Below are 25,376 nucleotides of genomic sequence, written 5' to 3' on the forward strand. Positions count from 1 at the left end.
TCCCATAGCGCAAAGTACGGTTTTCTGGGCGTCCCATCAATATCGTTGATACCTTGCGGGGATGCTGGACCTGCACCGGGGCCGGATCCTGCGGGAGGTCGCGCGGCTCGGCTCGATGACCGCCGCCGCGCGGGCCCTGTCCTACACCCAGCCCGCCGTGTCGCACCACATCGCGCGGCTGGAGGCCGAGGCCGGGACGCCGCTGGTGGTGCGGCACGGCCGCGGGGTGCGGCTGACCGAGGCGGGCCGGATCCTGGTCGAGCACGTCGAGGACGTCCTGGCCCGGATGGACGACGCGCAGGAGCAGATCGCGGCGATCGCGGGGCTGCGGGCGGGGCGGGTGCGGGTCGCGGTGTTCCCGACGGCGGCCGGGGCGCTGCTGCCGGACGCGCTGGCGCGGCTGGCCGGGCGGGCGCCGGGGGTGTCGGTGACGCTGGTGGACGCCGAGCCGCCGGAGGCGCTGTCGCTGCTGCGCGCGGGCGACACCGACATCGCGGTGGTGTTCCGCTACGAGCACACTCCGCCCGACGCCGACGCCCGGTTCCGGGAGGTGGCGCTGGCGCGCGACCCGCTGCGGCTGCTGGTCCCGGCGGGCCACCCCCTGGCGGCGGCGGAGGCGCCGCGGCTGGCGGACCTGGCCGGGCAGCGGTGGGCGTCGGGCTGCGCGCGGTGCCGCGACCACCTGCGGTGGGCGTGCGGGCGGGCCGGGTTCGTCCCCGACATCGCGTTCGCGACCGAGGACCACGTCGCGGTCCAGCGGCTGGTCGCGCGGGGCCTGGCGGTCACGGCGCTGCCGGCGCTGGCGCTCGGCCTGCACGCCGAGCCGGGCGTGGCGGTCCCGGACGTGCCGGCGGTGGGCAGCCGCCTGATCAGCGCGGTCGTCGCGGCGGGCCCGCGGCCGCCGGCGGTGGCGGCGCTGCTGGACGAGCTCACCGCCGTCTCCGCCGCCGCCGTCGGCCCGGACGGTCCCGCACAGGCCGAGCCGGTCGAACCGGCGGAACCGGCTGAACCGGCCGGGGCGGGCTGAACCGGCCGGGGGTCAGGACAGGTGGCGGTGCAGGGCGGTGAGGCGGCCCGCGGCGGCCAGGACGGCCTCGGCCAGGCCGGGCAGCCGGTCGTCGCCGAACCGCACCGACGGGCCCTGCAGCGCGACCGCCGCGAACACCCGGCCGCCGCCGTCGCGGACCGGCGCGGCCACCGCCCGCACCCCCACCAGCCGCTCCTCGTCGTTGAGCGAGTAGCCGCGCGCGCGGACGCGGTCCAGGTCGTCGTCCAGGCCGCGGCGGGTGGTGAGGGTGGCGGGGGTGTAGCGGGCGTAGGGCTCGTCCATCGCGACGGGGTCGCCGCCGAACGCCAGCAGCGCCTTGCCCATCGCGCAGGTGTGGATGGGGTTGCGGTCGCCGGGCGGCTGGTCGTAGCGCAGCGGGTGCAGCGACGGCAGGTGCATCAGGACCGCGACCTCGTCGCCGGCGCGGACGCCGAGGCTGACGGCCTCGCCGGTGCCGTCGCGCAGCGCGGTCAGCTCCGGCTGCAGCAGGGTGGCGCCCATCCGCTCCAGCGCGAGCCGGCCGAGGATCGCGGTGGTGGGGCCGAGGAAGTACCGCTCGGTCGCCGGGTCCTGCGCGAGCATCCCGGTGGCGTGCAGGGCGTGCACGATGCGGTGCGCGGTGCTGACCGACAGCCCGAGCCGGTGCGCGATCTCGGTGGGGGTCTGCCGGGCGGCGTCCTCGAAGGAGCGCAGGACCGCCACCGACCGGTCCACGGTCTGCGTGCCAGGTTTGGGGTGATGGGTCCCGTCCGCCCGTCCGCCGGGGACGGCGCCGCTGTCGTCCGTCACGGAGCCCATCCTCCCACCGCGGCCCGCGCCGGGACCGGCGGGGGGGCGTGCCATAGTGGGCGGGTGGCCTCCCAGACCCCGGTACGGCTCCCCCGTCCGCACGGCCCGCGCGGCGGGCCGTCCCCGGCGCTGACGGCGCGGCACGGGCTGGCGTTCGCGCTGAACCCGTGCGCGAGCCTGCTGCGCCTGCACGCCGAGGCCGGTCCGGTCGCGGCGGTGGGGACGCGGCGCCGCCCGTTCGTGCACCTGTTCGGCCCCGACGCCAACGCGTTCGTGTTCGCCAACTCGGGGCTGTTCCGGTGGCGGGAGGCGTTCGACCTGCTGGTGCCGGTGAACGGGGAGACCGCGCTGATCGTCAGCGACGGCGCCGACCACCGGCGGCGCCGCCGGCTGGTCCAGCCGGCGTTCCACCACCGCCGCGTCGGCGGGTACGTGGCGCGGATGGCGGCCAACACCGACGCGGCGCTGGTGTCGTGGCGGCCGGGGCGGCGGCTGGACGCCTACGCCGAGCTGCGGTCGGTGATCCGCCGCAGCACCGTGGAGGTGCTGTTCGGGGACCGGCTCGCCGCCGACGCCGAGGTGATCGGGCGGCGGCTGCAGACCGCGCTCGCCGCGATCGACCGGAACTTCGTCCTGCAGATGGCGCTGCGGTCGGTGCCCAACCCCTACATGCGGCGGGTCGCGGCGGCCCGCGCGCAGGTGGTCGCGCGGGTGGACGAGGAGGTCGACCGGCGGCTGCGCGAGGGCGGCGCGCACGACGACGTGCTCGCCATGCTGATGGCCGCCCGCGACGAGGACGGCGCGGGCCTGACCCGCCAGGAGCTGCAGGACCAGGTCATCAGCCTGATCTCCGCCGGGTACGACACCACCAGCGCGGCGATGGCGTGGGCGGTGTACGCGCTGGCGGCGCACCCGGCCGCGTGGGAGCGGGCGCGCCGCGAGGTCGCCGAGGTGGTCGGCGACCGGGCGGTGGCGGCCGCGGACCTGCCCGCGCTGACCTTCCTGGACGGGGTGGTGAACGAGACGCTGCGGCTGTTCCCGCCGGCGGTGCTCAGCGCCCGCGTCCCGGTGGAGGACTTCACCTACGCCGGGCACCGGGTCCCGGCGGGCGCGATGGTGCTGTACTCGCCGTTCGTCACGCACCGGATGCCGCGGGTGTGGCCGCAGGCGGGGCGGTTCCGGCCCGAGCGGTGGGATCCGGCCTCGCCGCTGCACCGGCCCGCGTCGCCGTCGACGTTCCTGCCGTTCGGCGGCGGGCCGCACCGCTGCATCGGGTCGACGCTGGCGACGGTGGAGCTGAAGACGATGCTGGCGTGCCTGCTGCGCGGCACGCGGCTGCGGCCGGCGGGCCCGGTGCCGGTCCCGACGAGCGTGACGGCGATGCGGCCGCGCGGCGGCCTGCCCGTCGAGATCCTCCCGCCCGCCCCCTAGCCGCCGGCCGGGCCGCCGGCCGGGCCGGTGGCGGCGCGGGTCAGTCGCTCGCCCATGGCCGCGAGCCGTTCGCGCAGTTCGGCGGGTTCGCGGATCTCGAAGTCCAGGTCGAGGTAGGCGATGCGCAGCGCCGTCCATTCCAGGGAGTCGGCGGTGGTGCGCAGCAGGCAGGTGTCGTCGTCGACCGGTTCGACCTCGGCGGCGGTGACGCGGAACCGGTCGGCGAGTTCGGCGGCGGGGGCGTGCACGAGCAGCACGGCCTGCCGCAGCGGCCGCGACCGCGCCAGCGACCGGGTGACGAACGCGGCGGCGCCGCCGGCGGGCGGCTCGCGGGGCGGGAACCGGACGCCGGTGGGGTGCGGGGCCGAGAGCCGGTCGACGCGGAAGGTCCGCCATTCGCCGCGGCCGGTGTCGTGGGCGACCAGGTACCAGCGGCGCCCCGCCGACACCAGCCCGTGCGGGTCGGCCAGGCGGCGGGTCTCGGCGCCGCCGGAGTCGCGGTAGGCGAAGCGGAGCCGTTCGCGGTCGCGGCACGCGGCGGCCAGCGCGGTCAGGACGGCCGGGTCGGCGGCGGGCCCGGCGGGCGGCCCGGTCAGCGGGGTGGTCGCGGTGTGCAGGGCGGTGACGCGGCGCCGCAGCCGCGCGGGCAGGACCTGTTCGAGCTTGGCCAGCGCCCGCACCGACGCCTCGCCGATGCCCTCGACCGCTCCCCCGGCGGCGGTGCGGAGCCCGACGGCGATCGCGACGGCCTCCTCGTCGTCCAGCAGCAGCGGCGGCATCGCGGCGCCGGCCTCCAGCGCGTACCCGCCGGCGGCGCCGAGGGTGGAGTGCACGGGGTAGCCGAGGCCGCGCAGCCGCTCGACGTCGCGGCGGACGGTGCGGGCGCTGACGCCGAGCCGCTCGCGCAGTTCGGGGCCGCTCCATTCGCGGCGGGCCTGCAGGAGCGACAGCAGGCGCAGCAGCCGTTCGGACGACATGCCCCCAGTATGCGGGCGAAGGAGGCCAGGTCCTGACCGCTTTGGTTCCTAGCGTGGCGGGCATGAGCGACGACGACATCGTGATCATCGGGGCCCGGCACAACAACCTGAAGGACGTCTCGGTGCGCATCCCGAAGAACCGGCTCGTGGTGGTGTCGGGGGTGTCGGGGTCGGGCAAGTCCTCGCTGGTGTTCGGGACGGTCGCGGCGGAGGCGCAGCGGCAGCTGGGCGAGACGCTCGGCTGGTTCGCCCGCGACCGGCTGCCCAAGCGGGAGCGGCCGGACGCCGACGCCGTCGACCGGCTGGCGCCCGCGGTGGTGGTCGACCAGCGGCCGGTCGGCGGGAACGCCCGCTCGACGGTCGGGACGGCCACCGGCGTGTCCCCGGTGCTGCGGGTGCTGTTCTCCCGGTTCGGGACGCCGTCGGCCGGGGAGGCCGCCGCGTACTCCTTCAACGACCCGCGGGGCATGTGCCGGGCGTGCGACGGGCTGGGCCGGGCGGTGCGGGTCGACCTGGACCGGTTCCTGGACGTCTCGCGGTCGCTGAACGAGGGCGCGGTGAACTTCCCGCCGTTCGGCGTCGGGACCTTCCCCTGGCAGCTGTACGCCGAGTCGGGCCTGTTCGACCCCGACAGGCCGCTGCGCGAGTTCACCGAGACCGAGTGGGAGCTGCTGCTGCACGGCAAGGGCTTCCGCGTGCCGCGCCGCAACCGGACCGGGTCGATGGGCGACAACGCCTACGAGGGCCTGGTCGCGCGGTTCGAGCGCCTCTACCTCAACCGGGACCCGGGAGCGCTGCGGGCGGGGCTGCGGGAGGCGGTGCGGCGCGTGGTCCGCGAGGACGCCTGCACCGCGTGCGGGGGCGCGCGCCTGAACCCGGCGGCGCTGGCGTCGCGGATCGGCGGCCGCTCCATCGCCGACCTGGCGCGGCTGGAGGCCTCCGACCTGATCGGCGTGCTCGCCGCGATCACCGACCCGGTCGCGGCGCGGGTCGCGGACGCGGCGGTCACCCGGCTGCGGCGGCTGGACGGCATCGGCCTGGGCTACCTCACCCTGGACCGCGAGACCGGCACCCTGTCGGGCGGGGAGGCGCAGCGGCTGAAGGTCGTCCGGCACCTGGGGTCGAGCCTGACCGGGATGGCCTACGTCTTCGACGAGCCGACCGCCGGCCTGCACCCCGCCGACGTGGACCGGCTGACCGGGCTGCTGGCGGGGCTGCGCGACCGGGGCAACACGGTGCTGGTGGTCGAGCACGACCCCGCCGTCATCGGCGCCGCCGACCACGTGATCGACATGGGGCCGGGCGCGGGCGAGGACGGCGGCCGGGTGCTGTTCACCGGCACCCCGGAGGCGCTGCGGGCCGCGGGGACGCCGACGGGGCGGGCGCTGCGCCGCACCGCGCCGGTCAAGGCCGCGGTGCGGGAGCCGTCGGGCTGGACGACGGTGGCCGACGCACGCGCCCGCAACCTCAAGGGCGTGACGGCGCGGTTCCCGCACGGGGTCCTGACGGCCGTGACGGGCGTGGCGGGGTCGGGCAAGACCACCCTGGTCATGGACGGGTTCGCGGCCCGCCACCCCGGCGCGGTCGTGGTGGACCAGTCGGCGATCGCGGCGTCCCGCCGGTCGACCCCGGCGACGTTCCTCGGCGCGATGGACCCGCTGCGGCGGCTGTTCGCCCGCGCGAGCGGCGCCGCGCCGGCGCTGTTCTCGCACAACTCGGCGGGCGCGTGCCCGGACTGCGGCGGCAGCGGCGAGATCGTCACCGACCTGGCGTTCATGGACCCGGTCACGACGCGGTGCCGGGCGTGCGGGGGCCGCCGCTACCGGCCGGAGGCGCTGGCGCACACGCTGCGCGGCCGCACGATCGCCGACGTGCTGGAGATGACCGCCGACCGCGCCCTGGCGTTCCTCGAAGGACCCGCCGCCGACGGGCCCGCCTCCGAGGGGGCCGCCGCGGAGGGGATAGCCGGGCCGCTGCGGGCGCTGCGGGACGTGGGCCTGGGCTACCTGACGCTCGGCCGTCCGCTGACGTCGCTGTCGGGCGGGGAGCGGCAGCGGCTGAAGCTGGCGGCGCGGCTCGGCGGCACCGGCGCGGTCTACGTGCTGGACGAGCCGGCGACCGGGCTGCACATGTCCGACGTCGGCGGGCTGATCGCGCTGCTGGACCGGCTGGTGGACGCCGGGAACACCGTGGTGGTGGCCGAGCACGACCCGCGGGTGGTCGCGGCGGCGGACTGGGTGATCGACCTCGGCCCGGGCGGCGGCCGGCACGGCGGCGAGATCGTGTTCGCCGGCACCCCGGCGGCGCTGCTGGACGCGCCGGGTTCGGCGACGGCGGAGTACCTGCGCCGCGAGGCCGCCCCCGCCGCCGTGTGACCCGCCGCCCCGGGCCTCGTCGGGGCTAGTCGCCGGCGGCGAGGCGGGCGGGGAACCCGCCGGTGGCGATCGGACCCCACCGGTCGATCGCGACGCGGATCAGCGACTTGCCCTGGCGGCGCATCGCCTCGCGGTACTCGTCCCAGTCGGGGTGCTCCCCGGCGATGCACCGGTAGTAGTCGACGAGGGCGTCGGCGGCGTCGGGCATGTCGATGACCTCGGCGGTCCCGTCGACCTGGACGTAGGGGCCGTTGAAGTCGTCCGACAGCACGCACAGCGACACGCGCGGGTCGCGGCGGGCGTTGCGGGCCTTGACGCGCTCGGGGGTGGACAGCAGGGCATGGTGGCGGGGCCGCAGGAACTCCAGCAGCTCGGCGCGGCCGACGCGGTTCGCGGTGGCGATGGAAGGAGCCATGGCCCCACCCTAGGGAACCGGGCGCCGATGAGTTCGGGCCCGCCGCGCGGTCTGCACCAGGAGACGGCCCAGCCGAAGGAGGACGGAGATGACCACCGACCGCGAACCCGTCGAGGCCCGCAACCTCGACATCTACGGGAGCCCCGAACTGGAGTGGGCGGACGTCCGCGACGCGCTCGTGGGGGCGCTGCCCAAGCCGGAGACGGCGGCGTTCCTGGGGACGGTCCGCCCGGACGGCCGACCGCACTCGGCGGGCATCGGCCCGCTGTGGCGCGACGGCGAGGTGTTCTTCGTCAGCGGGCCCGGCACCCGCAAGTCGCGGAACCTGGCGGCGAACCCGGCCTGCACCCTGTCGGTCCGCACCCCGTCCGGGGACGTGGTGCTGGAGGGGACGGCCGAGCGCGTCACCGACCCGGCGGTGCTGGAGCCGGTCGCGGCCGCCTACCGGGAGGGCGGCTGGCCCGCGCAGGTCGACGGGGACGCCTTCACCGCCCCCTACAGCGCGCAGAGCGCCGGCCCGCCGCCTTGGCACCTGTACCGGCTGGTGTTCCACACGGTGGTGGCGCTCAGCACGGTCGAGCCGTACGGCGCGGCGCGCTGGCGCTTCGCGACCTGACCGCCGCCCGGCCGCCTCGGTCGGCCGCCCGGCCGGTCATCGACTTTCGTCTACGGTCCCGTCGCCGTTCGGGCGCACCGCGCGGCGCCGGCGGGCGGCGAGACTTGCTGCATGGCACGGGGCATTTCACTCGGGGGCGCGCCGGTGGGCCGCTGGAGGCTGGAGCACGGCGGCCACCTGCTGGAGGTCGAGACCGGCCGCGCCGGCTGGGACCGGTTCGCGCGCCTGTACGTCGACGGCGCGGAGGCGGCGGCCGTGGACGGGGTGCTGCTGAAGGCGGCACTGCCGTACGGGCAGTGGTCGGTGGCGGTGGTGTTCGACGCGGCCGGGCTGCTGGACGGGCAGGCCGCCCGCTGCGCCCTGACCCCGCCGAAACCCGCCGAGGACGACGCGACCGACAAGGGCGTCGAGGACGACAAGGGCGTGGAGGACGGCGCGGTCGGCGGGGAGCCGGTGGCGTTCGAGCCGCCGGCGGGGACGCGGGCGGCGCGGCGGGAGGCGTTCGCGCGGGCGCGTCCGGTCCTGTACGCCTCGCGGCATGTGGTGGTGGCGGCGGGGAAGGTGCTGTTCCCGCTGCTGGGGCTGGGTGCGCTGGTGCGGCTGCTGCTGGCGCTGGTGCCGCGCCCGGACGTCGACCTGCCCGACATCGACCTGCCGTCGCCGCCGTGGCCGGACATCCCGTGGCCGGACGTCCCGCTCCCGGACCTGCCGGAGGTGCCGGGGTGGGTGCGGGCGGTGCTGGCGGCGACGAAGTTCTGGGTGCCGGTGCTGATCGCGGCGGTGGTCACGGCGCGGGAGGTGCGGCGCCGCGGCCGGTCAGCCGCTGAGCAGGGCGAACAGCCCGGCGCAGGTGAGCGCGACCATGACGGCGGCGATCGGGAGCTGCCCCCGCGCGGCCGGGCCGGGGCCGCGCAGGGCGAGGTCGTGCGCGGCGATGGTCCCGGCGATGTGGCCGAGGACGATGGCGTTGACCTGGACCTGCGCGGTGAGCGTGGGCCCGGCGAGGTCGTAGTCGATCCGGTTGCCGGTGGAGCCGAGCAGGTTCCAGCCCGTCCCGAACGGGTCGCTGGCGAGGATGACGGTGGTCTGCCCTTCCAGGACGAAGAAGGAGAAGTAGTGGGCGAGGGTGTAGCCGAGCGCGATGGGCAGCAGCGTCGCGGCGAACCGGGCGGGCAGCGCGGCCGGGTCCTGGCCGGTCAGGCCGGCGCTGAGGCGCAGCGCCGCGACGTAGAGGGCGGCGACGGCGCCGATCGCGGCGGCGAGCCCTAGCGTCCCGGCGGGGACGCTGGAGGGGTCGACGTTGTCGCGCCAGTAGGTGGTGCGGGTGATGCCGTCGAACCCGGTGGAGCCGATGAGGACGCAGGCGGTGGCGGTGAGGCCGGGTTCGGGGGCGCCGGTCATCAGGCCGGTGAGGGGCGTCCGCAGGACGAGGGTGCCGTCGGGGCGGCGGCCGATCGGGCACATCCGGGCCAGCAGGCTCGCGTAGGCCTCGAACCCATCCCCGCGGGTGAACCAGTCGCGGCCGAACCACCAGGCCAGGGCGAGGTTCGCGGCCGCGTAGGCGAGGATGAGCGTCCCGACCAGGCGCGGGTCGGAGCGGTGGGGGGCGACCAGTTCCAGCCACACGAACCCGGTGAGCCAGGCGGCGGCGGGCCAGTACCCGAGGCGGGCGGGCAGGGGGCGGCGCCCGGTGGGCGGGGTGCGGGTGGCGCGGCACAGGACGGTGTGCAGGGTGCGGAGCGGGTTGACGCGCCGCCACACGGGTCCGAGCAGGACGGCGGCGGGGACGAGCCCGACCCAGAACGTCACGTACAGCGCCCACGGCGCCAGGTTGGCGTCGGCGCCGGGCGGCCCGGCGAACGCGACCGCGACGACGAGCGCCGCCGCGGCGAGGGCGAGGGCCCGCCCGGCGGCGGTGAGGGCGGGGGCGTCCAGGGCGCGGGCGAGCGCGGCCGGGAGGGGGCGCCCGGCGGCGGGGTGCAGGCGGGGCCGCTTCCACGCGGCGGTGAGGGCGGCGAAGGAGGCGGCGACGGCGATGCCGCCGCCGGCGATGGCGGCGACGGCGTCCAGCGGCAGGTCGGTGCGTCCGCCGAGTCCGTGCGCGAGGACGGGCCCGTGCGCGAGGACGGGGCCGGCGGCGAGCGCGTGTCCGGGCACGCTCAGCCGACCCGCAGTTCGAGGACGCGGGTGCCGGAGCGGTGCAGTTCGGCCTCGAACACGCCGGGGGTGTCGGCGGTGAACCGCAGGACGGCGGGGCGCCCGGGGGTGATCGTCAGTTCGCGGTCGTAGCCGTGCAGGTGGAACTCCTCGGCGGTGTCGCCGGTGACGGTGATCTCGACGATCGCGCCGCGCGGGACCCGCACGCGGTGGTGCGGGACGCGGGGCTCGCCGCCGGAGACGGTCACCGCGACGCGCACGACCCGCGGCGCGGTCCCGGTGGGCGCGGCCGGCGTCCCGGTCGCGGCGGGCACGGACGAGGCGGGCGGTGCCGGCGGGGCGGCGGTGTCGGGGGCGGCGGGCTCTCCGCATCCGGCGGCCGCCGCCAGTGCCGCGGCGGCGGCCGCCGTTCCCGCGATGGTCCGCAGCCTCATGGCGCTCCTCTCGTCCCGGTGTCGCACACCACAGATTGTGACACTAGCCAATGACACATTCAAAGATGGCATACTCCGTCGCGGAAGGCGGTGTTCGCCCCCTTCCGTTCTGGTTCCTGCGGCGAGGGAGCACCGGTGGTGGAGCACATGACGGGCACGGGGGCGGGCGCCGCGGCGGCGGCGCTGCGGCTGGCCGCGGCGGCACCGGCGAAACCGGCCGGCGGCGCGGCCCTGGACCAGATCGTCATCGCCTCCACCGGCGCCGCCGCGCTGACGGCGGTGCTGCTGGTGCTCGGCTGGGGGCACCGCACCGGCCGCGTCACCGCGCTGGCCCGGCTCGCGCGACTGGCCGAGCGGGGCCCCGGCCGCGGCATGCCGGGCTGGGCGGCGCTGCCGCTGCAGGTCGCGCTGCTGTCGCTGCTCGTCGCGCTCCTCGGCATGTACTGGGACATCTCCCTGCACATCTCCCACGGCCGCGACGAGGGGCCGCTGGCCAACGCCGCGCACTACCCGATCCTGGTCGGGCTGTTCGGCATCTTCACCTCCGGTGTCCTGGCGGTCGTGCTGCCCAAGGGGGCGCGGCCCGGCGCCGCGTCGGTGCGGATCACCCGGGGCTGGTACGCGCCCGCCGGCGGCGTCCTGCTGGCCGGCGCCGGGTTCTACGCGCTGCTCGGCTTCCCCCTCGACGACGTGTGGCACCGCATCTTCGGGCAGGACGTCACGCTGTGGGGCCCGACCCACCTGATGCTGATCGGCGGGGCCGGGCTGTCGCTGGTGGCGATGATGATCCTGGAGCGGGAGGGCCGCCGCGCCCTCCCCGACGCCGCCGGCCCGCCCGGCTGGGTCCGCTACGCGCGCCGCTGCATGCTCGGCGGCGGGCTGCTGATCGGGCTGTCGGTGTTCCAGGCCGAGTACGACTTCGGGGTGCCGCAGTTCCGGCTCGTCCACCAGCCGCTGCTGATCGCGCTGGCGGCGGGCTGCGCGCTGGTCGCGGTGCGGCTGTGGGCCGGGCGCGGCGCCGCCGTCCTGGCCGTCGCGTTCTACATGCTGGTGCGGGGCGGGGTGTCGGTCGTGGTCGCCGGGGTGATCGGGGAGCTGTGGGCGGCGGTGCCGCTGTACGTCGCCGAGGCGCTGTGCGTGGAGGCCGCGGCGCTCCTGCTGGCGCGGCGGCCGCTGGCGGCGGGCGCGGTGTCGGGGCTGCTGATCGGCACGGCCGGGTTCGGCGCCGAGTACGCCTACGGGCAGGCGGCGTTCCGGCTGCCGTGGACGCCCGACGTCCTGGCCGAGGGCATGCTGATGGCGGTCGTCGGCGGTGTCGCGGGCGGACTGTGCGGGGCGCTGCTGGCCGAGGGCCTGGCGGGCCGGTCCCCGCGCCCGGCGGTGGCGCGCGGGCTGTTCGCCGGCGCGATCCTGGCGGTGTCGGCGGCGGTCGCCAACGGCCTGGTCGTCGACGTCCCCGCCGGACGGACCGCCACCGTCACCCTCACCGGCGTCCGCGGCGACGCCGCGCACCGCACCGCCTCGGCCCGCGTGGAGTTCTCCCCCGCCGGCGCGGTCGACGGGCCCGCGTGGGTGACGGTGACCGGCTGGCAGGGCAAGGGCCTGCACGTCGACCGCCTGGTCCGCGAACGCCGCGGCGTCTACCGGACGAGCGCGCCGATGCCGCTGCACGGCGACTGGAAGACGCTGATCCGGGTGCACGACGGCCGGACCCTGGCGGGCGTCCCGGTCTACCTGCCCGCCGACCCGGCGATCGGCGCGGCGGCGCTGCCCGCCCCGGCGGAGTTCACCCGGGACGTGCGGGGCGAGCGGTCGATCCTGCAGCGGGAGCTGAAGACCGATGTGCCGGGGTGGCTGTGGGCGCTGTGCTCGGCGGTGGTGCTGGCGTGCACGCTGGCGCTGGTCCTGGCGCTCGGCTGGGGCGTCGCGCGGATCGCCCGGCTGCTGCCCGCGGAGCGGGGCGCGTGAGCGCCGCCGGCGGGGTCCTGGCGGCCCACCCGCTCATCTCGGCGGTGCCGTTCTTCGTGCCGACGTTCATCGTCGTCGCGGTGATCGCCGTCGTGGTCTGGCGCGACCGCCGCCGCACCGACGACGAGGACACCGGCAACGAGGGGGACGGGGAGGGCGGCGCGCCGCCGGAACCGTAGACTCGGCGGTCATGAACGAGCGGACCTCCCCTGCCGGGTACCTGTCGGAGCTGTTCTCGCTGGAGGGCCGGGTCGCGGTGGTGACCGGCGGCAGCTCCGGGATCGGCCGGGCGATCGCGGTGGCGCTGGCCCGGTCGGGCGCGTCGGTCGTGGTGGTCGCGCGGCGGGAGGCCGAGCTGGCCGCGACGGTCGCCGAACTCGAGGGCCACGGGTGCAAGGCGGCGTCGGTCAGCGCCGACCTGGCCTCGCGGGACGCGGTCGCCGAGGCCGCCGACGCGGCCGCGGCCGCGTTCGGCGAGCCCGACATCCTGGTCAGCGCGGCGGCGGTGAACCTGCGCCCGCCGATGGACGAGCTCGGCGCGGACGTGTGGGACGCCACGATGGCGGTGAACCTGGACGCGCCGTTCCTGCTCGGGCAGCGGTTCGGGCCGGGGATGGCCGAGCGCGGCTTCGGGCGGCTGATCCACATCGCCTCGCAGCAGGCGTTCCGCGCGTCGGTGACCAGCGGCGCCTACGGGGTGTCCAAGGCGGGCGTGGTGGCGCTGGCGCGCTCGCAGGCCGAGGCGTGGTCGGGCCGCGGCGTCACCGCCAACGCCCTGGTCCCGGGGTTCGTGATGACGCCGCTGAACGCGCGGCTGTCGGCCGACCCGGTGAAGGTCAAGGCGCTCGCCGAGCGCACCATGACCGGCCGCAACGGCCTGGCGGAGGACTTCGCGGGCGCGGCGGTGTTCCTGGCGTCGGCCTCGTCCGGCTACGTCACCGGCCAGTCGATCTTCGTGGACGGCGGCTTCTCCGCCCACTGACCGCCTAGCGGTCCCGCCGGTCCCACAGGCCGGTGGCGTCGACGGCGGCGGCCGGGTCGGCGGCGTGCACGATCCCGCCGGCGGGCCGCCCGTCCTCGTCGTGGACGCGCCACCCGCCGAGCTGCACGACGGGGACCCGTCCCGCGCGCATGGCCAGGGCGATCTCCGACAGCGTCCCCCAGGACCCGCCGACGGCGATGACCGCGTCGGCGGCGTTGACGACGAGGTTGTTGCGGGCCTGCCCGAGGCCGGTGGGGACGGCGACGGTGAGGTCGGGCCCGGCGGCGGCGCGGTCGGCGGCCGGCAGCACCCCGACGGTGATCCCGCCGCCGGCGCGGGCCCCGGCCGCGGCGGCGGCCATCACCCCGCCGAGCCCGCCGCACACCACGACCGCGCCGCGCACGGCCAGCAGCCGCCCGGTCTCGTACGCCAGGTCCCATTCGCGTTCGGTGCACTCGCCGGGCCCGCACACCGCGACCTGCACGGCCATCGCGCGGCTACTCCGCGCCGTGCCGGGCGGCGATCTCGTCGATGACGGCGGCGAGGTCGAAGTCCTTGCCGGTGATGCCGCCGGCGCTGTGCGTGGACAGCGTGAACGTCAGCGTCCGCCAGCGGATGTCGATGTCGGGGTGGTGGTCGGCGTCCTCGGCGGCGCGGGCGACGTCGGCGACGATGTCGATCCCGGCCAGGAACGCGGGCGCCCGCACGCGCCTGCGGATCGCGTCGCCGTCGCGCTGCCAGGCGGGCAGGCCGCGCAGGCGTTCCGCGACGGCGGTGTCGTCGAGCGTGTCGGCCATCGGCCCTCTCCTCTGCCTCACCGGCGCCGCCTCGCCGGGCGCCGGTGCCGTTCCCCTTCCCACTACATCACGCCGGTCACCCGCCGCCGAGGTCGTACAGGACGGTGCCGCCCACGGTGGTGGCGGTGTAGTTCGCGGCGACCCACGCGCTGATCTTCTGGGCGGCGTCGCTGCCGCTCTGCGCGCGCATGGCCGGGCCGCCGCCGCGTCCGGTCCCGATGAAGTAGTGGATCCGGCCCTGCCGGACCAGGCTCTGGAACCCGGCGAGGGTGGGGGCGGGGTCGGTGCCGTTGAACCCGCCGACGGCCATCACCGGCTCACCGGTGGCGAGCTGGTACCCGGCGGCGGTGTTGGACCCGACGGCGGCGGCGACCCAGGTGTAGGAGCCGGCGTCGCGTTGGAGCGCGGACACGGCGGCGGCGCCGGGGGCGGCGGTGTCCAGCAGCCCTCCCGGCCCCCCGCCGCCGCCCGGCGCACCGGGCACGCGCCCCGGCCCCCCGCCCCATCCGGGCCGCCGCTGCCCGGTGCGCTGCTGCCCGGTGCCGGGGGCGAGGCCCATGGGCGGGGGCCCTGCGGCCGGGCCCCGGTTCCCGCCGCCCGGGCCGCCGCGCCAGGGACGTCCCCCGCGCCCGCCCGGCCCGGCGCCCGCGGTGACGGCGGGCCCGGCGGTGACAATGGCGCCGGTGTGCGGGGTACGGGCGGTCTCGGCGGCGTAGGCGGCGGGCCCGGCGAGCCCGGCCAGGACCGCCAGCGCGGCGGCGCCCCCGAGGACCCGGGGCCGCAGGACCCGCGCCGCGGCGAGCCCGGCGGCGCCGGCAAGGCCGGCGGCGCCGGCAAGGCCGGCGGCGGCGACCGCGGGCGCCAGCCACGGATGCCAGCCCGGGGACCGCCCCAGCAGCACGTACGCCCACAGCGCGGTCACGGCGGCGGCGGCCGTGAGGGCCGCGGCCGGACCGGGGGCGCGGCGCCGCTCCCACAGCAGCGCGGCGCCCGTGCCGGTGAGCGCGGCGATCGCGGGCGCCAGCGCGACGGTGTAGTACTCGTGGAAGATCCCCTGCATGAAGCTGAACACCGCACCGGTGAGCAGCAGCCACCCGCCCCACAGCGCCAGCGCGGCGCGGGCGGGGTCGGTGCGGGGCGCGCGGCGGACGGCGGCCAGCCCGGCGGCGAGCAGGACCAGCGCGGCGGGCAGCAGCCAGGAGACCTGCCCGCCGATCACGGGCCCGAACATGCGGCCCCAGCCGGCGTCCTGGTTCAGGTTGCCCAGGCCGCCGGTCTCCTCGCCGTTGAGGCGGCCGAGCCCGTTGTAGCCGAGCGCCAGCTCCAGCACCGAGTTGTGCTGGGAGCCGCCGATGTAGGGGCGGCGGGAGGCGGGGACGGCCGCGACCGCGGCGACCCACCACCCGGCCGAGGCCAGCAGCACTCCCCCGGCGGCGGCCAGCTGCGCCAGCCGCCGCCGGACCGGGCCGGGCGCGGCGGTCAGGTACACGGCCGCGAACACCGGCACGACCAGGAACGCCTGGAGCATCTTGGCCAGGAACCCGGTGCCGGTGCAGGCGGCGGCGAGCAGCAGCCACCGGGTGCTCGCGGTCTCCTGCGCGCGGAGCACCGCGTACGCGGCCAGGGTCAGCAGCAGTACCAGCAGCGCGTCGGGGTTGTTGTACCGGAACATCAGCGCGGCGACGGGCGTCACCGCGAGCGCGGCCCCGGCCAGCAGCGCCGCCCAGGCGGGGGCGTGGCGGCGGACGCAGGCGTGCACGGCGGCGACGGCCGCGACGCCCATCAGCGCCTGCGGGACCAGGATGCTCCAGGTGTTGACGCCGAAGACGCGGGCGGTCAGCGCCATCGGCCACAGCGCGGCAGGGGGCTTGTCGACGGTGATGGCGCCGGCGGCGTCGGAGGAGCCGAAGAAGAACGCCTTCCAGGAGGTCGCGCCGGCCTGGACGGCGGCGGAGTAGAACGCGTTGGCCCAGCCTGACGCGCCCAGCCCCCACAGGTACAGCACGGCGGTGGCGGCGAGCAGGGCCAGCAGCGCGGGCCGGGCCCAGGCGGGGTTGTGGTCGGGTCCGCGCCAGAGGCGGCGCGGGAGGCCGCCCCGCCCGCGCGGGGTGCGGGACGCGGGCGGGGCGGCCTGGCCGGTGGAGGTCATGTGGTCGTTTCCCGGTAGTGGTCGTTTGCCGTGGTGGTGGGCGGTCAGCCGAGTTTGTAGAGCTGTGCGCCGGAGGCTCCGGCGCCGGTCTGTCCGGTGGCGGATCCGCCGTACTCGCTCGCGTCGACGGGTGTGCCGTGCCGCTGGACCCAGGCGGTGACGGCCGAGCTGCCGCCGCCGGGGCCCATGCGTCCGCCGAGGAGGATGTAGCGGAGCTTGCCGTCGCGGACGTAGGACTGGAGCTTGGCGGTGGTCATGGCGGGGTCGCTTCCGGTGAAGCCGCCCATGGCGATGACGGGCCGCCCGGTGGCCAGGATGATCGAGGACGCCTCCTGGGCGGAGGACACGGCGACGAGCCAGGTCGCGCCGCCCTGGTTCTTCTCCAGGTAGCCGATCATCTGCTGGTCGACCCGTCCGCCGGGCCCGCCCCCGCCGAACCCGCCGGGGCCTGCGGAGCCGAAGCGGGGTCCGCGCGCGTCACGGTCCCCGCCGCCTTGGGCGGTGCCGTCGGGGCCGGTGCCGTTCTGCCACGGGGGACGCTGCCCGCCGGGTGCACCGGGTGCACCGGCGGGGGCGCCTGGGCGGCCGTCCGGCATGCCGCGCCCGTCCGCCGTCCCGGGTGGGCCGCCGCGGCCGCCTGGCATGCCGAAGCCGCCGCCGGTCGCGGGCCCGGCGAGGGGGTTGGTGCCGTTGACGGCGGTGGAGGCGGCGGACACGGCGTAGGCGCCGGGCCCGGCCAGTCCCGCGGCGGTGGCCAGGACGAGCCCGGCCGCGGCGGTGCGGGCTCCGGCGCGCGGGATGAGGCGCCCGGCCAGGAGCGCGGCGACCGCGAGGACGGTGGCGGCGGCGATGGCCCACCGCAGCCACGGGTGCCAGCCGGGGGTGCGGTCCAGCAGCAGGAACGCCCACGCCCCGGTCGCGGCGATCCCGGCGGGCAGGACCCACGCCCACGCCGCGCTCCGCCGGTACGCGCCGGCCAGCAGGACGGCTCCGGCGCCGGTGAGCGCGGCGACGGCGGGCGCCATGGCGGTGGTGTAGTACGGGTGGAAGGTGCCCTGGGCGAAGCTGAAGACGGTGTAGTGGACGGCGAGCCAGCCGCCCCACAGGATCAGCGCGGCGCGGGCGAGGTCGGTGCGGGGCCGGCGCCGCAGGAGCACGAGCCCGGCGGCGAGGGCGAGGACGGCGAAGGGGATCAGCCAGGAGATCTGGCCGCCGATGATGTCGTTGAACAGCCGTCCGGCGCCGGGCTGCCCGCCGAACCCTCCGCCTCCACCAGGGCCTCCGCCGGGTCCTCCGCCGGGGCCGCCGGGTCCGGCGGTCTCGCCGAGGATGCGGCCGAGGCCGTTGTAGCCGACGACCAGGTCCCGGGCGGTGCCGTCGGTGCTGCCGCCGATGTAGGGGCGGGAGCGGGCGGGGACGAGGTCGACGGCCAGCACCCACCACAGCGACGACGCGGCGAGGACGGCGCCGGCGGCCGGCAGGTGCAGCATCCGCCTGCCGATCCCGGGCCGCGCCGCGACCAGGTAGGCCAGCGCGAACGCCGGGACGACGAGGAACGCCTGCAGCATCTTGGTGTTGAAGCCGCAGCCGACCAGGAACGCCGCGAGCAGCAGCGGACGCACCCGGCCGGTGGCGATGGCGCGCTGGCAGGCCCAGGCCGCGGCGGCCATGAGCAGGACGAGCAGGGTGTCGGGGTTGTTGTCGCGGTTGATCGCGACGGTGATCGGGGTGAGCGCCAGGACGGCGGCGGCGGTGACCGCGGCGGCGTGCCCGAACGCCCGCCGCACGGTCGCGTGGACGACGGCGACGGCGGCGACGCCCGCGATGACCTGCGGGAGCAGCAGGCTCCACGTCCCGAATCCGATGATCCGGGCGCAGATCCCCATGGCCCACAGCGCCATCGGGGGCTTGTCGACGGTGATGTAGGACCCGGCGTCCAGGGAGCCGAAGAAGAACGCCTTCCAGCTCTGGGTGCCGCTCTTGACGGCGGCGGAGTAGTAGGAGTTGGCGTATCCGGACTTGCCGAGCCCCCACGCGTACAGGGCCGCGGCGGCGATGAGGACCGCCCACAGCGCGGGCCGCGCCCATCGGGGGTCGCCGTCGCCGCCGAGGAGCAGGCGGCGGGCGCGGCGGGCCGCGGCGGGGCCGCGCGGTGCGGGCGGCGCGGCGGCGGGTGAGGTGGCGGGTGCGGTCATGACGTGCTCCCTGCGGTGCCGTCCCCGGCCGCGGGGAGCCGGTCGCCGTGGCCGCTCTGCTCACCGGGGCTGGTGCCGTGGCTGGTGCCGGGTCGGCGGTCGGGTCGGCGGTCGAGGCGGCGGGGGTGGAAGATCCAGGCGCGCATCAGCAGGAACCGGGCCAGGGTGGCGGCGGCGTTGGCGGTGACGAGCGCGGCGAGCTCGACGGCGCGGGACGCGCCGGGCGCGGCGGCGTGCAGCAGCGCCAGGCCGCCGGTGGACAGGGCGAGGCCGAGCAGGAACGCGGCGCCGCCTTCGAGCTGGTGGCGCAGGGCGCGGCGGGTGCCGGTGACGCCGAAGGTGAAGCGCCGGTTGGCGGCGGTGTTGCCGATCGTGGTGACGGTCAGCGACACCGCGTTCGCCCACAGCGGCCCCATGGCCAGGCGCAGCAGCAGGAACAGGGCGAGCTGGGCGAGGGTGCTGAGGACGCCGATGACGGCGAAGGCGGGCAGCTGCCGGCGCATCCCGGCGGGCAGGCCGGCCGTCGGCGCGGCGCGGGCGACGGGGGCGCGGAACGCGCCGGTGAGGATGCGGCGGGCGACGCGGGCCATGCCGCGCAGGTCGTCGCGGGCGGTGCGGAGCACGTCGACGCGGGAGTCGGGGTCGTCGACCCAGTCGACGGGGACCTCGTGGATGCGCAGCCCGTTGCGTTCGGCGAGCAGCAGCAGTTCGGTGTCGAAGAACCACGCCTCGTCCTCGACGGCGGGCAGCAGCGCCTGGACGATCTCGGTGCGGGCGGCCTTGAACCCGCACTGGGCGTCGGTGAAGCGGGCGGCGAGCGCGGTGCGCAGCAGCAGGTTGTAGCAGCGGGAGACGGCCTCGCGGCGGGGGCCGCGGACGACGGCGGAGCCGCGGGTCAGCCGCGATCCGATGGCCAGGTCGCTGTGCCCGGAGATCAGCGGCGCGACCAGCGGCAGGAACGCGTCCAGGTCGGTGGACAGGTCGACGTCCATGTAGGCGACGACGTCGGCGTCGCTGCCGCCCCACACGTGCCGCAGCGCCCGCCCGCGGCCCTTCTGCTCCAGCCGGACGGCCCGCACGTGCGGGAGCCGGGCCTGCAGGCCGGCGGCGATCGTCCAGGTGGCGTCGGTGCTGGCGTTGTCGGCGACGGTGATGCGGAACGGGTAGGGGAAGGTGTCGGCCAGGTAGCCGTGGAGGCGGTGGACGCTGGCGGCCAGGACGCGTTCCTCGTTGTGGACGGGGACGACCACCTCGACCAGCCGTCCCCGTCCCGCGTGCTCGGGCGGGGACGGCGGCGGCCCGGCAGGCGTGCCCCGTTCGGTGATGAGGTGACTCATGGGACCGAGGTTGCGGCGCGGCCGTGGGAAGCCGGTGAGCCGCCGATGAAGGCGGCATGAGAATGCGCCCGGCGCCCTCTCATCCACCCGGGCGGATGAGAGGGTGCCGGGGGCCGGTCAGTCGGGGGGCCGGGGGGTGCCGGGGAGGTTCACGCGGGCGAGGGTGCCGCCGCCGGGGGCGGGGTCCAGGGCGACGGTGCCGCCGGATTCGGCGACGACGCGGGCGACGATGGACAGGCCCAGGCCGGAGCCGGGCAGGCTCCGCGCGGACGGGGACCGCCAGAACCGCTCGAACACGTGCGGGAGGTCGGCGGCGGGGATGCCGGGCCCGTGGTCGCGGACGGTCAGCTCCCCGCCGGTGAGGCCGACGGTGACGGTGCCGCCGGGCGGGGAGAACTTGACGGCGTTGTCGAGCAGGTTCACCACGGCGCGTTCCAGGGAGGCGGGGTCGCCGAGCACGTACCAGGGGCCGATGGCGGCCTCGATGGTGAGGCCGGGGCCGCGGAGCCGGGCGCGTTCGACGGCGCGGCCGGCGACGTCGTGCAGCGCGACGGTCTCGTGGACGGGCTGCGCCTCGGCGGGCCGGGCCAGTTCCAGCAGGTCCCCGACGAGGCTGGACAGCTCCAGCATCTGCGCCTTGACGCTGGTGAGCAGGTTGCGGCGGGCGGCGGGCGGCAGGTCGCGGCCGGTGGCCTCGGCGCGCAGCAGCAGGTCGATGTTGGTGCGCAGGCTGGTGAGGGGGGTGCGCAGTTCGTGGCCGGCGTCGGCGATGAGCTGCTGCTGGCGTTCGCGGGACGCGGCGAGCTGCGCGGTCATGCTGTTGAAGGAGCGGCTGAGCCGGGCGATCTCGTCGGTGCCCTCCTCGGGGATGCGGGTGGCGAGGTCCTCGGTGCGGGCGATGTGCTCGACGGCGCCGGTCAGCTCGTCCACCGGCCGCAGCGACGCCCGGGCGATCATGAGGCCGGCGGCGGCCGACACCAGCACGCCGAGGGCGGTGACGGCGGTGAGCAGCAGCGCGAGGTTGTCCAGGGGGCCTTCGACCTCGTCCAGCGACAGCGCGTAGGACGCGGCGGCGGTGCCGCCGTCGGGGGTGCGGAACCCGCGGGTGAGGACCCGGACGTGGTCGTCGGCGCCGGCGGCGGTGACGCCGGTGCCGTCGTGGTAGACGTGGCCGCGTTCGCCGCGGGCGACCGCCGCGTCGGCGTCGGTGACGCGCAGCGCGCCCGCGCCGGGGACGGTGCAGCGGCGCCCGTCGGCGGCGACGACCTGCATCATCTCGTAGGGGCCGGGCAGGGCGTTGAGCGCGGCGGTGGGCCGGTCGGTGCAGTCGGCGAGGGCGGTCTGGACCTGCCGGGCGGTGCGGGCGCGGAACGGCCCGGCGGGGCCGCCGGGCGCCTCGGGCGGGCCGCCGGAGGTGACGGCCAGCCGCCGGTCCAGTTCCCGGTACAGCTGGTTGCGGGTGAGCAGCCACCCGGCGGTGGCGCAGGCGGCGACGGCGAGCGCGACGGCCGCGGCGGTCAGCAGCGCCATGCGGGCGCGCAGGGTCAGCCGCCGGGCGACGCGGGCGCGGGTCCCGCCGCCGGCGGGCCGGGTCATGGGGACGCCGCCGTCCGCAGCACGTACCCGACGCCGCGGACGGTGTGGACCAGCCGCGGCAGCCCGCCTGCCTCGGTCTTGCGCCGCAGGTACATCACGTACACGTCCAGGGAGTTGGAGGCGGGTTCGAAGTCGAAGCCCCAGACGGTCTCCAGGATCTGCTCGCGGGTGAGGACCTGGCGGGGGTGGGCGAGGAACATCTCCAGCAGCATGTACTCGGTGCGGGTGAGTTCGACGGGCCGGCCGGCGCGGGTGACCTCGCGGGTGCGGGTGTCCATGCGCAGGTCGTCGAACGCCAGGACGTCCTGCCGGGCGGCGCCGGCGGCGGGGGCGGCGGTCATGGCGGCGCGGCGCAGCAGGGCGCGGACGCGGGCGAGGAGCTCGTCGAGTTCGAAGGGTTTGGCGAGGTAGTCGTCGGCGCCGGCGTCCAGGCCGGTGACGCGGTCGCCGACCATGTCGCGGGCGGTGAGCATGAGGACGGGCATGGTGGCGCCGAGGGCGCGCAGCCGCCGGCAGGTGGTCAGGCCGTCCATCCGGGGCATGAGGACGTCCAGGACGACCAGGTCGGGGGTGTCGCGCTGGACCTGGTCGAGGGCGGTGACGCCGTCGGCGGCGCCGGCGACCCGGTAGCCCTCGAACTCCAGGCTGCTGGACAGCGACTCGCGGACGGCGGGTTCGTCGTCGACCACCAGTATCCGCGCGGGTCCGGTCTCCGGGGTGTCGGGCTCCATGCACTCACCGTAAACAGCGCCGGTGGCGGCCCGCGCACCGGCGCTGGTTTCTCATGGTTCTCTCAGGATCTTCTGAGCGGCGGTTCAGGCGCGCGGCGGGGCCCCGCCGTCGGTTTCGGCGGTGGTTTCGGCGGTGGCCTCGGCCCACACGTCGCCGGGGTCCCGCGCTTCGGCGCGTTGCGTTTCGGTTCGGTGCACGTCGGTGGGGTGCGGTTCGGCGGCGGGGGCGGTCTCGACGACCACGGTCGCGGTGACGACGGTGGTCTCCCCGGCCTTGCCGACCTCCGCGCTGACCTCGGTCGCGGTCGCGGTGGTGGGGCGGGTGGCGGTGGTCCAGGTGGTCTTGGCGACGTCGACGACGACGTCGCGGGAGATCTCCAGGATCATGCCGCGCAGCCGCTCGCGCATGGCCAGGCGGAGGGCGTCGCGGAGCAGTTCGCGCAGGGCGGCCTCCATCGCGGCGGTGGCGGCGCGGGTCGCGGCGCGGGCGGCGAGGTCGCGGGCGGTGCGGGCGAGGTGGCTGCCGGCGGCGGCGGTGAGCAGGCCGGCGGCGGTGCGGGCGGTGCCGGATCCGGCGGCGCGGGCGGCCAGGTCCCCGGCGGTGCCGGCGAGCGGGGCGAGTTCGGCGGTGAGGCCGGTGTCGCGGGCGGTGTCGCGCAGGGCGGCGGCGAGGTCGCGGGCGGCCTGCTCGGCGGTGTCGCGGACGACCCGGGCGACGATGTCGCGGCCGGCGGTCAGCGCGGCCTCGGTCGCGGCGTCGGCGGCGGTGTCGATCGCGGCGTCCACGACGGCCCTGGTGGCGATCTGCACGGCCGGCGCGGACGCGGTCCGCCCGGCGAGGTCGCGGGCGGCGCCGGCGAGGTCGCGGGCCAGCGGGCTGCGGACGGCGAAGCGGCGCGCGGCGGCCGCGGCGGGGTGCCGCACGGCCTGCTCGGCGAGGGACATCGCGGCGGTGGCGGCCTCGAACGCGCCGGCGGTCGCGGGGTTGGCCGCTGCGGCGGCGCGGGCCTCGGTGACGGCGCGTTCGGCGGCGCCGCGCGCGGCGCGGACGGCGGCGTCGCGGGCCGCGGTCTCGATGGCGCGCATGGCGGGGGTGCCGGACGCCTGCTCCAGGATGCGGGCGGCGGCGAGCGCGGCGGCGTCGCGGGCGGCGGTGCGGACGGGTTCGCCGGCCTGCGCGGCCAGCCGCGCGGCGGACTCGGCGGCGGGCGCGAGCGCGTCGAAGACCTCTTCCAGCCGCCGCGCGGCGGCGCGGTCGGCCCGTTCCGCGCGCCCGGCGAAGGTGTCGCGCCGGTCCCCGGTGCCGCGCCGGTCCCGGCCGTCCGCCGGGTCCGCCGGGTCGGTGTGGTCCTTGCCGTCCTGCTGGTCTGTGTCGTCCACGGCCACGCCCCTCATCGCGATCCGCCCCGAATTCACCATAACCGGCGCGGGACGGTGCCGGTCCCCCGCCGCCCGTCCGGCCGCCCGACCGGCCGTGCGGGCGCCGCGCCTTGTCAATTGGGTGGCGCGGTGCGGGGCGGGGGCGGTAGTGTCGCGCGTGAACGTGAGGAGGTGGGGACGAATGGCCGTTGCCGCGGTTGCTGCTGCCCGCAGCATTCAGCCTGTCCTCATCCTCCGGGCCGCCGGCTGAGCCGACCTGAGCCGCATTCGTCGTTGCGGTGTCCGCCCGCCGGGGCCCTGTTCTCACGTGAAGGGTTCCACTGCATTGTCCTCCGCATTCGCGGACTCGTCCCCTCTTGCCGCCTACGGCTGGGACGAGGACCTGGAGAACGAGTTCACCTCTCATCGCGCGGCGGGTCTGGTGCCCGCGCGCGTGGCCGCGGTCGACCGCGGCCTGTGCGACGCGGTCACCGAGGACGGCCCGGTCCGGGCGTCGGTGCCGCGTGCGGTGTCCCCCGGCGACCCGGTGCCGTGCACGGGCGACTGGGCGGCGCTGCGCCTCGACGGCCCAGACGGGCGCCCGGTCGTGGCGGCGCTGCTGCCGCGGCGGACCGCGATCACGCGGGCGTCGGCGGGGCGTGATTCCCGCGGCCAGGTGCTGGCCGCCAACGTCGACACCGTCGCGGTCGCGGTGTCGCTGGCGGCCCGGCCGGCGCCGGGCCGGATCGAGCGGCTGGTGGCGCTGGCCTGGGAGAGCGGCGCGCAACCGGTGGTGGTGCTGACCAAGGCCGACCATGTCGCGGACACCGCCGCGGCCGAGGCCGACGCCGCGGCGGCGGCGCCGGGCGTGCCGGTGGTGGCGTGCAGCGCCGCGACCGGCGACGGCGTCGAGGCGGTCCGGGCCGTCCTTGCGGGGACGGTGGTGCTGGTCGGGCCGTCGGGCGCGGGCAAGTCCACGCTGGGGAACGCGCTGCTGGGCGCGGACGCCCTGGTGACGGGCGCGGTCCGGGAGGCCGACGGCAAGGGCCGGCACACCACCGTGCGGCGGGAGCTGCTGCCGCTGCCGGGCGGCGGCGTCCTGATCGACACGCCGGGGCTGCGCGGCGTCGGGCTGGTCGATGCGTCGGCCGGGCTGGAGCGCACGTTCGCCGACGTGGAGGAGCTGGCCGCCGGGTGCCGGTTCGCCGACTGCGCGCACGAGACCGAGCCGGGCTGCGCGGTGCTGGCGGCTGTCGAGGACGGGACGCTGCCGCAGCGCCGCCTCGACAGCTACCGGCGGCTGCTGCGCGAGAACGCGTGGGCGGCCTCGCGCAGCGACGCGCGGCTGCGCGCCGAACACGAGAACCGATGGAAAACGATCAAGAAGGAGCAGCGGCGGATGTACCGGGAGCGGGGGCGGGACCGATGATGTGGACGACGAGGCCGGAGCGGCCCGGCGACGCGGCGGCGGTCCGCGCGGTGGTGGAGGCGGCGTTCCCGACCCCCGCCGAGGCCGACCTGGTGGACGCGCTGCGCGAGGACGCGGCGTGGATCCCGGGCCTGTCGGTGGTGGCCGAGGCCCCGGACGGGCAGGTCGCCGGGTACGCGCTGGTGACCCGGTGCCACCTCCTCGACCCCCGAGAGGGCGGGGACGGCGGGCCGGGCGTTGCGGCGCTGGCGCTGGCTCCGGTGGCGGTGGCGCCGGGTCTGCAGCGGCGCGGTGCGGGCGGCGCGGCCGTCCGCGCGGTGCTGGCGGAGGCGGCGCGGCGCGCGGCGGCCGGCGGTGAGCGGCTGGTGGTGGTGCTCGGGCATCCGGAGTACTACCCGCGGTTCGGGTTCGGGCGGGCGTCGGCGCTGGGCGTCGGCGTGGCGTTCGAGGTGCCGGACGAGGCGCTGATGGCGCTGGTGCTGGACGGGCCGGGCCCGGTCCCGTCCGGGACGGTGCGGTACCCGGCGCCGTTCGGGGTGTGAGTGCGCCCGCGGCCCGCGGCGGGGTGTCCGCCGCGGGCCGCGGGTCCGC

The 25,376-nt window shown here is 77.4% G+C and carries 23 protein-coding genes; 9 read left to right on the forward strand and 14 right to left on the reverse strand.

All coding sequences use genetic code 11. The features are described from left to right. The first annotated feature begins 61 nt into the window (after positions 1-61). Positions 62-1,027 carry a LysR family transcriptional regulator gene (locus tag ACGFI1_RS31680; protein WP_386865724.1) on the forward strand — a complete coding sequence of 322 codons (966 nt, stop codon included), beginning with the start codon at positions 62-64 and terminating at the stop codon, positions 1,025-1,027. Between the two features lie 12 nt (positions 1,028-1,039). Here the strand turns inward: ACGFI1_RS31680 and ACGFI1_RS31685 are convergent, their stop codons facing one another. Then, positions 1,040-1,837, reverse strand: a complete 798-nt coding sequence (locus ACGFI1_RS31685) for an IclR family transcriptional regulator (protein WP_392790716.1) — start codon at positions 1,835-1,837, stop codon at positions 1,040-1,042. Positions 1,838-1,900: 63 nt separating this feature from the next. On the opposite strand from ACGFI1_RS31685, the gene ACGFI1_RS31690 reads away from it, so the two are divergent. Next, on the forward strand, positions 1,901-3,268 hold the full coding sequence (locus ACGFI1_RS31690) for a cytochrome P450 (RefSeq protein WP_392790718.1): 1,368 nt from the start codon (positions 1,901-1,903) through the stop codon (positions 3,266-3,268). Here ACGFI1_RS31690 and ACGFI1_RS31695 read toward each other — a convergent pair. Beyond that, positions 3,265-4,245: a helix-turn-helix transcriptional regulator gene (locus ACGFI1_RS31695; RefSeq protein ID WP_392790720.1), complete on the reverse strand. Its 981-nt coding sequence runs from the start codon at positions 4,243-4,245 to the stop codon at positions 3,265-3,267. The genes ACGFI1_RS31690 and ACGFI1_RS31695 overlap by 4 nt on opposite strands. A 62-nt stretch (positions 4,246-4,307) precedes the next feature. Between ACGFI1_RS31695 and ACGFI1_RS31700 the strand changes: the two genes are divergently transcribed. Beyond that, positions 4,308-6,620: an excinuclease ABC subunit UvrA gene (locus tag ACGFI1_RS31700; protein WP_392790723.1), complete on the forward strand. Its 2,313-nt coding sequence runs from the start codon at positions 4,308-4,310 to the stop codon at positions 6,618-6,620. A 25-nt stretch (positions 6,621-6,645) separates the two neighbouring features. Here the strand turns inward: ACGFI1_RS31700 and ACGFI1_RS31705 are convergent, their stop codons facing one another. Further along, positions 6,646-7,035: a PPOX class F420-dependent oxidoreductase gene (locus ACGFI1_RS31705; RefSeq protein WP_392790726.1), complete on the reverse strand. Its 390-nt coding sequence runs from the start codon at positions 7,033-7,035 to the stop codon at positions 6,646-6,648. A gap of 88 nt (positions 7,036-7,123) precedes the next feature. On the opposite strand from ACGFI1_RS31705, the gene ACGFI1_RS31710 reads away from it, so the two are divergent. Continuing rightward, complete coding sequence (locus ACGFI1_RS31710) at positions 7,124-7,651, forward strand: pyridoxamine 5'-phosphate oxidase family protein (RefSeq protein WP_386865714.1); 528 nt, start codon at positions 7,124-7,126, stop codon at positions 7,649-7,651. A gap of 50 nt (positions 7,652-7,701) precedes the next feature. On the opposite strand, the gene ACGFI1_RS31715 is transcribed toward ACGFI1_RS31710, so the two are convergent. The 3 genes from ACGFI1_RS31715 to ACGFI1_RS31725 are packed head-to-tail and all read right to left on the reverse strand — an operon-like array spanning position 7,702 to position 10,242. Further along, on the reverse strand, positions 7,702-8,439 hold the full coding sequence (locus ACGFI1_RS31715; RefSeq protein ID WP_392790729.1) for a hypothetical protein: 738 nt from the start codon (positions 8,437-8,439) through the stop codon (positions 7,702-7,704). A gap of 28 nt (positions 8,440-8,467) precedes the next feature. Further along, positions 8,468-9,808 (reverse strand): hypothetical protein, encoded by a 1,341-nt coding sequence (locus ACGFI1_RS31720; RefSeq protein WP_392790732.1) that lies wholly within the window; start codon positions 9,806-9,808, stop codon positions 8,468-8,470. 2 nt (positions 9,809-9,810) lie between these two features. Beyond that, positions 9,811-10,242 carry a hypothetical protein gene (locus ACGFI1_RS31725; RefSeq protein ID WP_392790734.1) on the reverse strand — a complete coding sequence of 144 codons (432 nt, stop codon included), beginning with the start codon at positions 10,240-10,242 and terminating at the stop codon, positions 9,811-9,813. A gap of 147 nt (positions 10,243-10,389) precedes the next feature. Here ACGFI1_RS31725 and ACGFI1_RS31730 point away from each other — a divergent pair, with 147 nt between their 5' ends. From ACGFI1_RS31730 to ACGFI1_RS31740, 3 genes are read left to right on the forward strand one after another with little or no spacing between them, the layout of a single operon-like run. Next, positions 10,390-12,210 carry a hypothetical protein gene (locus tag ACGFI1_RS31730; RefSeq protein ID WP_392790737.1) on the forward strand — a complete coding sequence of 607 codons (1,821 nt, stop codon included), beginning with the start codon at positions 10,390-10,392 and terminating at the stop codon, positions 12,208-12,210. Next, entirely contained in the window at positions 12,207-12,389 is a 183-nt protein-coding gene (locus ACGFI1_RS31735; RefSeq protein WP_392790740.1) for a hypothetical protein, read from the forward strand. Before ACGFI1_RS31730 ends, ACGFI1_RS31735 begins: the two co-directional genes overlap by 4 nt. Before the next feature lie 11 nt (positions 12,390-12,400). Then, positions 12,401-13,192, forward strand: coding sequence for an SDR family NAD(P)-dependent oxidoreductase (locus ACGFI1_RS31740; RefSeq protein ID WP_392790742.1), 792 nt, complete (start codon positions 12,401-12,403; stop codon positions 13,190-13,192). Between the two features lie 4 nt (positions 13,193-13,196). Here ACGFI1_RS31740 and ACGFI1_RS31745 read toward each other — a convergent pair whose 3' ends face one another. From ACGFI1_RS31745 to ACGFI1_RS31780, 8 genes are all read right to left on the reverse strand, one after another. Continuing rightward, positions 13,197-13,682: a TIGR00725 family protein gene (locus ACGFI1_RS31745; protein WP_301177375.1), complete on the reverse strand. Its 486-nt coding sequence runs from the start codon at positions 13,680-13,682 to the stop codon at positions 13,197-13,199. Positions 13,683-13,689: 7 nt separating this feature from the next. Continuing rightward, the gene (locus ACGFI1_RS31750; RefSeq protein ID WP_301177374.1) at positions 13,690-13,989 is read right to left on the reverse strand and encodes a 4a-hydroxytetrahydrobiopterin dehydratase; all 300 of its coding nucleotides are present in this window, start codon (positions 13,987-13,989) and stop codon (positions 13,690-13,692) included. A 76-nt stretch (positions 13,990-14,065) separates the two neighbouring features. Further along, on the reverse strand, positions 14,066-16,138 hold the full coding sequence (locus tag ACGFI1_RS31755; protein ID WP_392790744.1) for an ArnT family glycosyltransferase: 2,073 nt from the start codon (positions 16,136-16,138) through the stop codon (positions 14,066-14,068). A 44-nt stretch (positions 16,139-16,182) separates the two neighbouring features. After that, a complete protein-coding gene (locus ACGFI1_RS31760; protein WP_392790747.1) occupies positions 16,183-18,333 on the reverse strand; it encodes an ArnT family glycosyltransferase in 2,151 nt (716 codons plus the stop codon). Then, entirely contained in the window at positions 18,330-19,670 is a 1,341-nt protein-coding gene (locus tag ACGFI1_RS31765) for a glycosyltransferase (RefSeq protein ID WP_392790750.1), read from the reverse strand. Before ACGFI1_RS31765 ends, ACGFI1_RS31760 begins: the two co-directional genes overlap by 4 nt. 117 nt (positions 19,671-19,787) lie before the next feature. Further along, positions 19,788-21,266 carry a sensor histidine kinase gene (locus ACGFI1_RS31770; RefSeq protein WP_392790752.1) on the reverse strand — a complete coding sequence of 493 codons (1,479 nt, stop codon included), beginning with the start codon at positions 21,264-21,266 and terminating at the stop codon, positions 19,788-19,790. Continuing rightward, positions 21,263-21,997, reverse strand: coding sequence for a response regulator transcription factor (locus ACGFI1_RS31775; protein ID WP_387066764.1), 735 nt, complete (start codon positions 21,995-21,997; stop codon positions 21,263-21,265). The genes ACGFI1_RS31770 and ACGFI1_RS31775 overlap by 4 nt, the downstream gene beginning before the upstream one ends. A gap of 84 nt (positions 21,998-22,081) precedes the next feature. Continuing rightward, positions 22,082-23,377, reverse strand: coding sequence for a hypothetical protein (locus tag ACGFI1_RS31780; protein WP_392790754.1), 1,296 nt, complete (start codon positions 23,375-23,377; stop codon positions 22,082-22,084). Positions 23,378-23,702: 325 nt separating this feature from the next. Here ACGFI1_RS31780 and rsgA point away from each other — a divergent pair, with 325 nt between their 5' ends. Together rsgA and ACGFI1_RS31790 are read left to right on the forward strand one after the other, a co-directional pair. Next, positions 23,703-24,785 (forward strand): ribosome small subunit-dependent GTPase A, encoded by a 1,083-nt coding sequence (gene rsgA / locus ACGFI1_RS31785; protein WP_392790756.1) that lies wholly within the window; start codon positions 23,703-23,705, stop codon positions 24,783-24,785. After that, positions 24,782-25,327: a GNAT family N-acetyltransferase gene (locus ACGFI1_RS31790; protein WP_392790758.1), complete on the forward strand. Its 546-nt coding sequence runs from the start codon at positions 24,782-24,784 to the stop codon at positions 25,325-25,327. The genes rsgA and ACGFI1_RS31790 overlap by 4 nt, the downstream gene beginning before the upstream one ends. Positions 25,328-25,376: the final 49 nt, after the last annotated feature.

The sequence above is a fragment of the Actinomadura geliboluensis genome (assembly GCF_043197915.1).
GTDB classification, from domain to species: domain Bacteria; phylum Actinomycetota; class Actinomycetes; order Streptosporangiales; family Streptosporangiaceae; genus Spirillospora; species Spirillospora geliboluensis.

What these genes read in the sequence shown, in the direction of transcription:
- ACGFI1_RS31680 (WP_386865724.1), top strand. Translation starts at nt 62, where the DNA reads ATGCTGGACCTGCACCGGGGCCGGATCCTGCGGGAGGTCGCGCGGCTC.
- ACGFI1_RS31695 (WP_392790720.1), bottom strand. Translation starts at nt 4,245, where the DNA reads ATGTCGTCCGAACGGCTGCTGCGCCTGCTGTCGCTCCTGCAGGCCCGC.
- ACGFI1_RS31700 (WP_392790723.1), top strand. Translation starts at nt 4,308, where the DNA reads ATGAGCGACGACGACATCGTGATCATCGGGGCCCGGCACAACAACCTG.
- ACGFI1_RS31705 (WP_392790726.1), bottom strand. Translation starts at nt 7,035, where the DNA reads ATGGCTCCTTCCATCGCCACCGCGAACCGCGTCGGCCGCGCCGAGCTG.
- ACGFI1_RS31710 (WP_386865714.1), top strand. Translation starts at nt 7,124, where the DNA reads ATGACCACCGACCGCGAACCCGTCGAGGCCCGCAACCTCGACATCTAC.
- ACGFI1_RS31725 (WP_392790734.1), bottom strand. Translation starts at nt 10,242, where the DNA reads ATGAGGCTGCGGACCATCGCGGGAACGGCGGCCGCCGCCGCGGCACTG.
- ACGFI1_RS31730 (WP_392790737.1), top strand. Translation starts at nt 10,390, where the DNA reads ATGACGGGCACGGGGGCGGGCGCCGCGGCGGCGGCGCTGCGGCTGGCC.
- ACGFI1_RS31740 (WP_392790742.1), top strand. Translation starts at nt 12,401, where the DNA reads ATGAACGAGCGGACCTCCCCTGCCGGGTACCTGTCGGAGCTGTTCTCG.
- ACGFI1_RS31745 (WP_301177375.1), bottom strand. Translation starts at nt 13,682, where the DNA reads ATGGCCGTGCAGGTCGCGGTGTGCGGGCCCGGCGAGTGCACCGAACGC.
- ACGFI1_RS31750 (WP_301177374.1), bottom strand. Translation starts at nt 13,989, where the DNA reads ATGGCCGACACGCTCGACGACACCGCCGTCGCGGAACGCCTGCGCGGC.
- ACGFI1_RS31755 (WP_392790744.1), bottom strand. Translation starts at nt 16,138, where the DNA reads ATGACCTCCACCGGCCAGGCCGCCCCGCCCGCGTCCCGCACCCCGCGC.
- ACGFI1_RS31760 (WP_392790747.1), bottom strand. Translation starts at nt 18,333, where the DNA reads ATGACCGCACCCGCCACCTCACCCGCCGCCGCGCCGCCCGCACCGCGC.
- ACGFI1_RS31765 (WP_392790750.1), bottom strand. Translation starts at nt 19,670, where the DNA reads ATGAGTCACCTCATCACCGAACGGGGCACGCCTGCCGGGCCGCCGCCG.
- ACGFI1_RS31770 (WP_392790752.1), bottom strand. Translation starts at nt 21,266, where the DNA reads ATGACCCGGCCCGCCGGCGGCGGGACCCGCGCCCGCGTCGCCCGGCGG.
- ACGFI1_RS31775 (WP_387066764.1), bottom strand. Translation starts at nt 21,997, where the DNA reads ATGGAGCCCGACACCCCGGAGACCGGACCCGCGCGGATACTGGTGGTC.
- ACGFI1_RS31790 (WP_392790758.1), top strand. Translation starts at nt 24,782, where the DNA reads ATGATGTGGACGACGAGGCCGGAGCGGCCCGGCGACGCGGCGGCGGTC.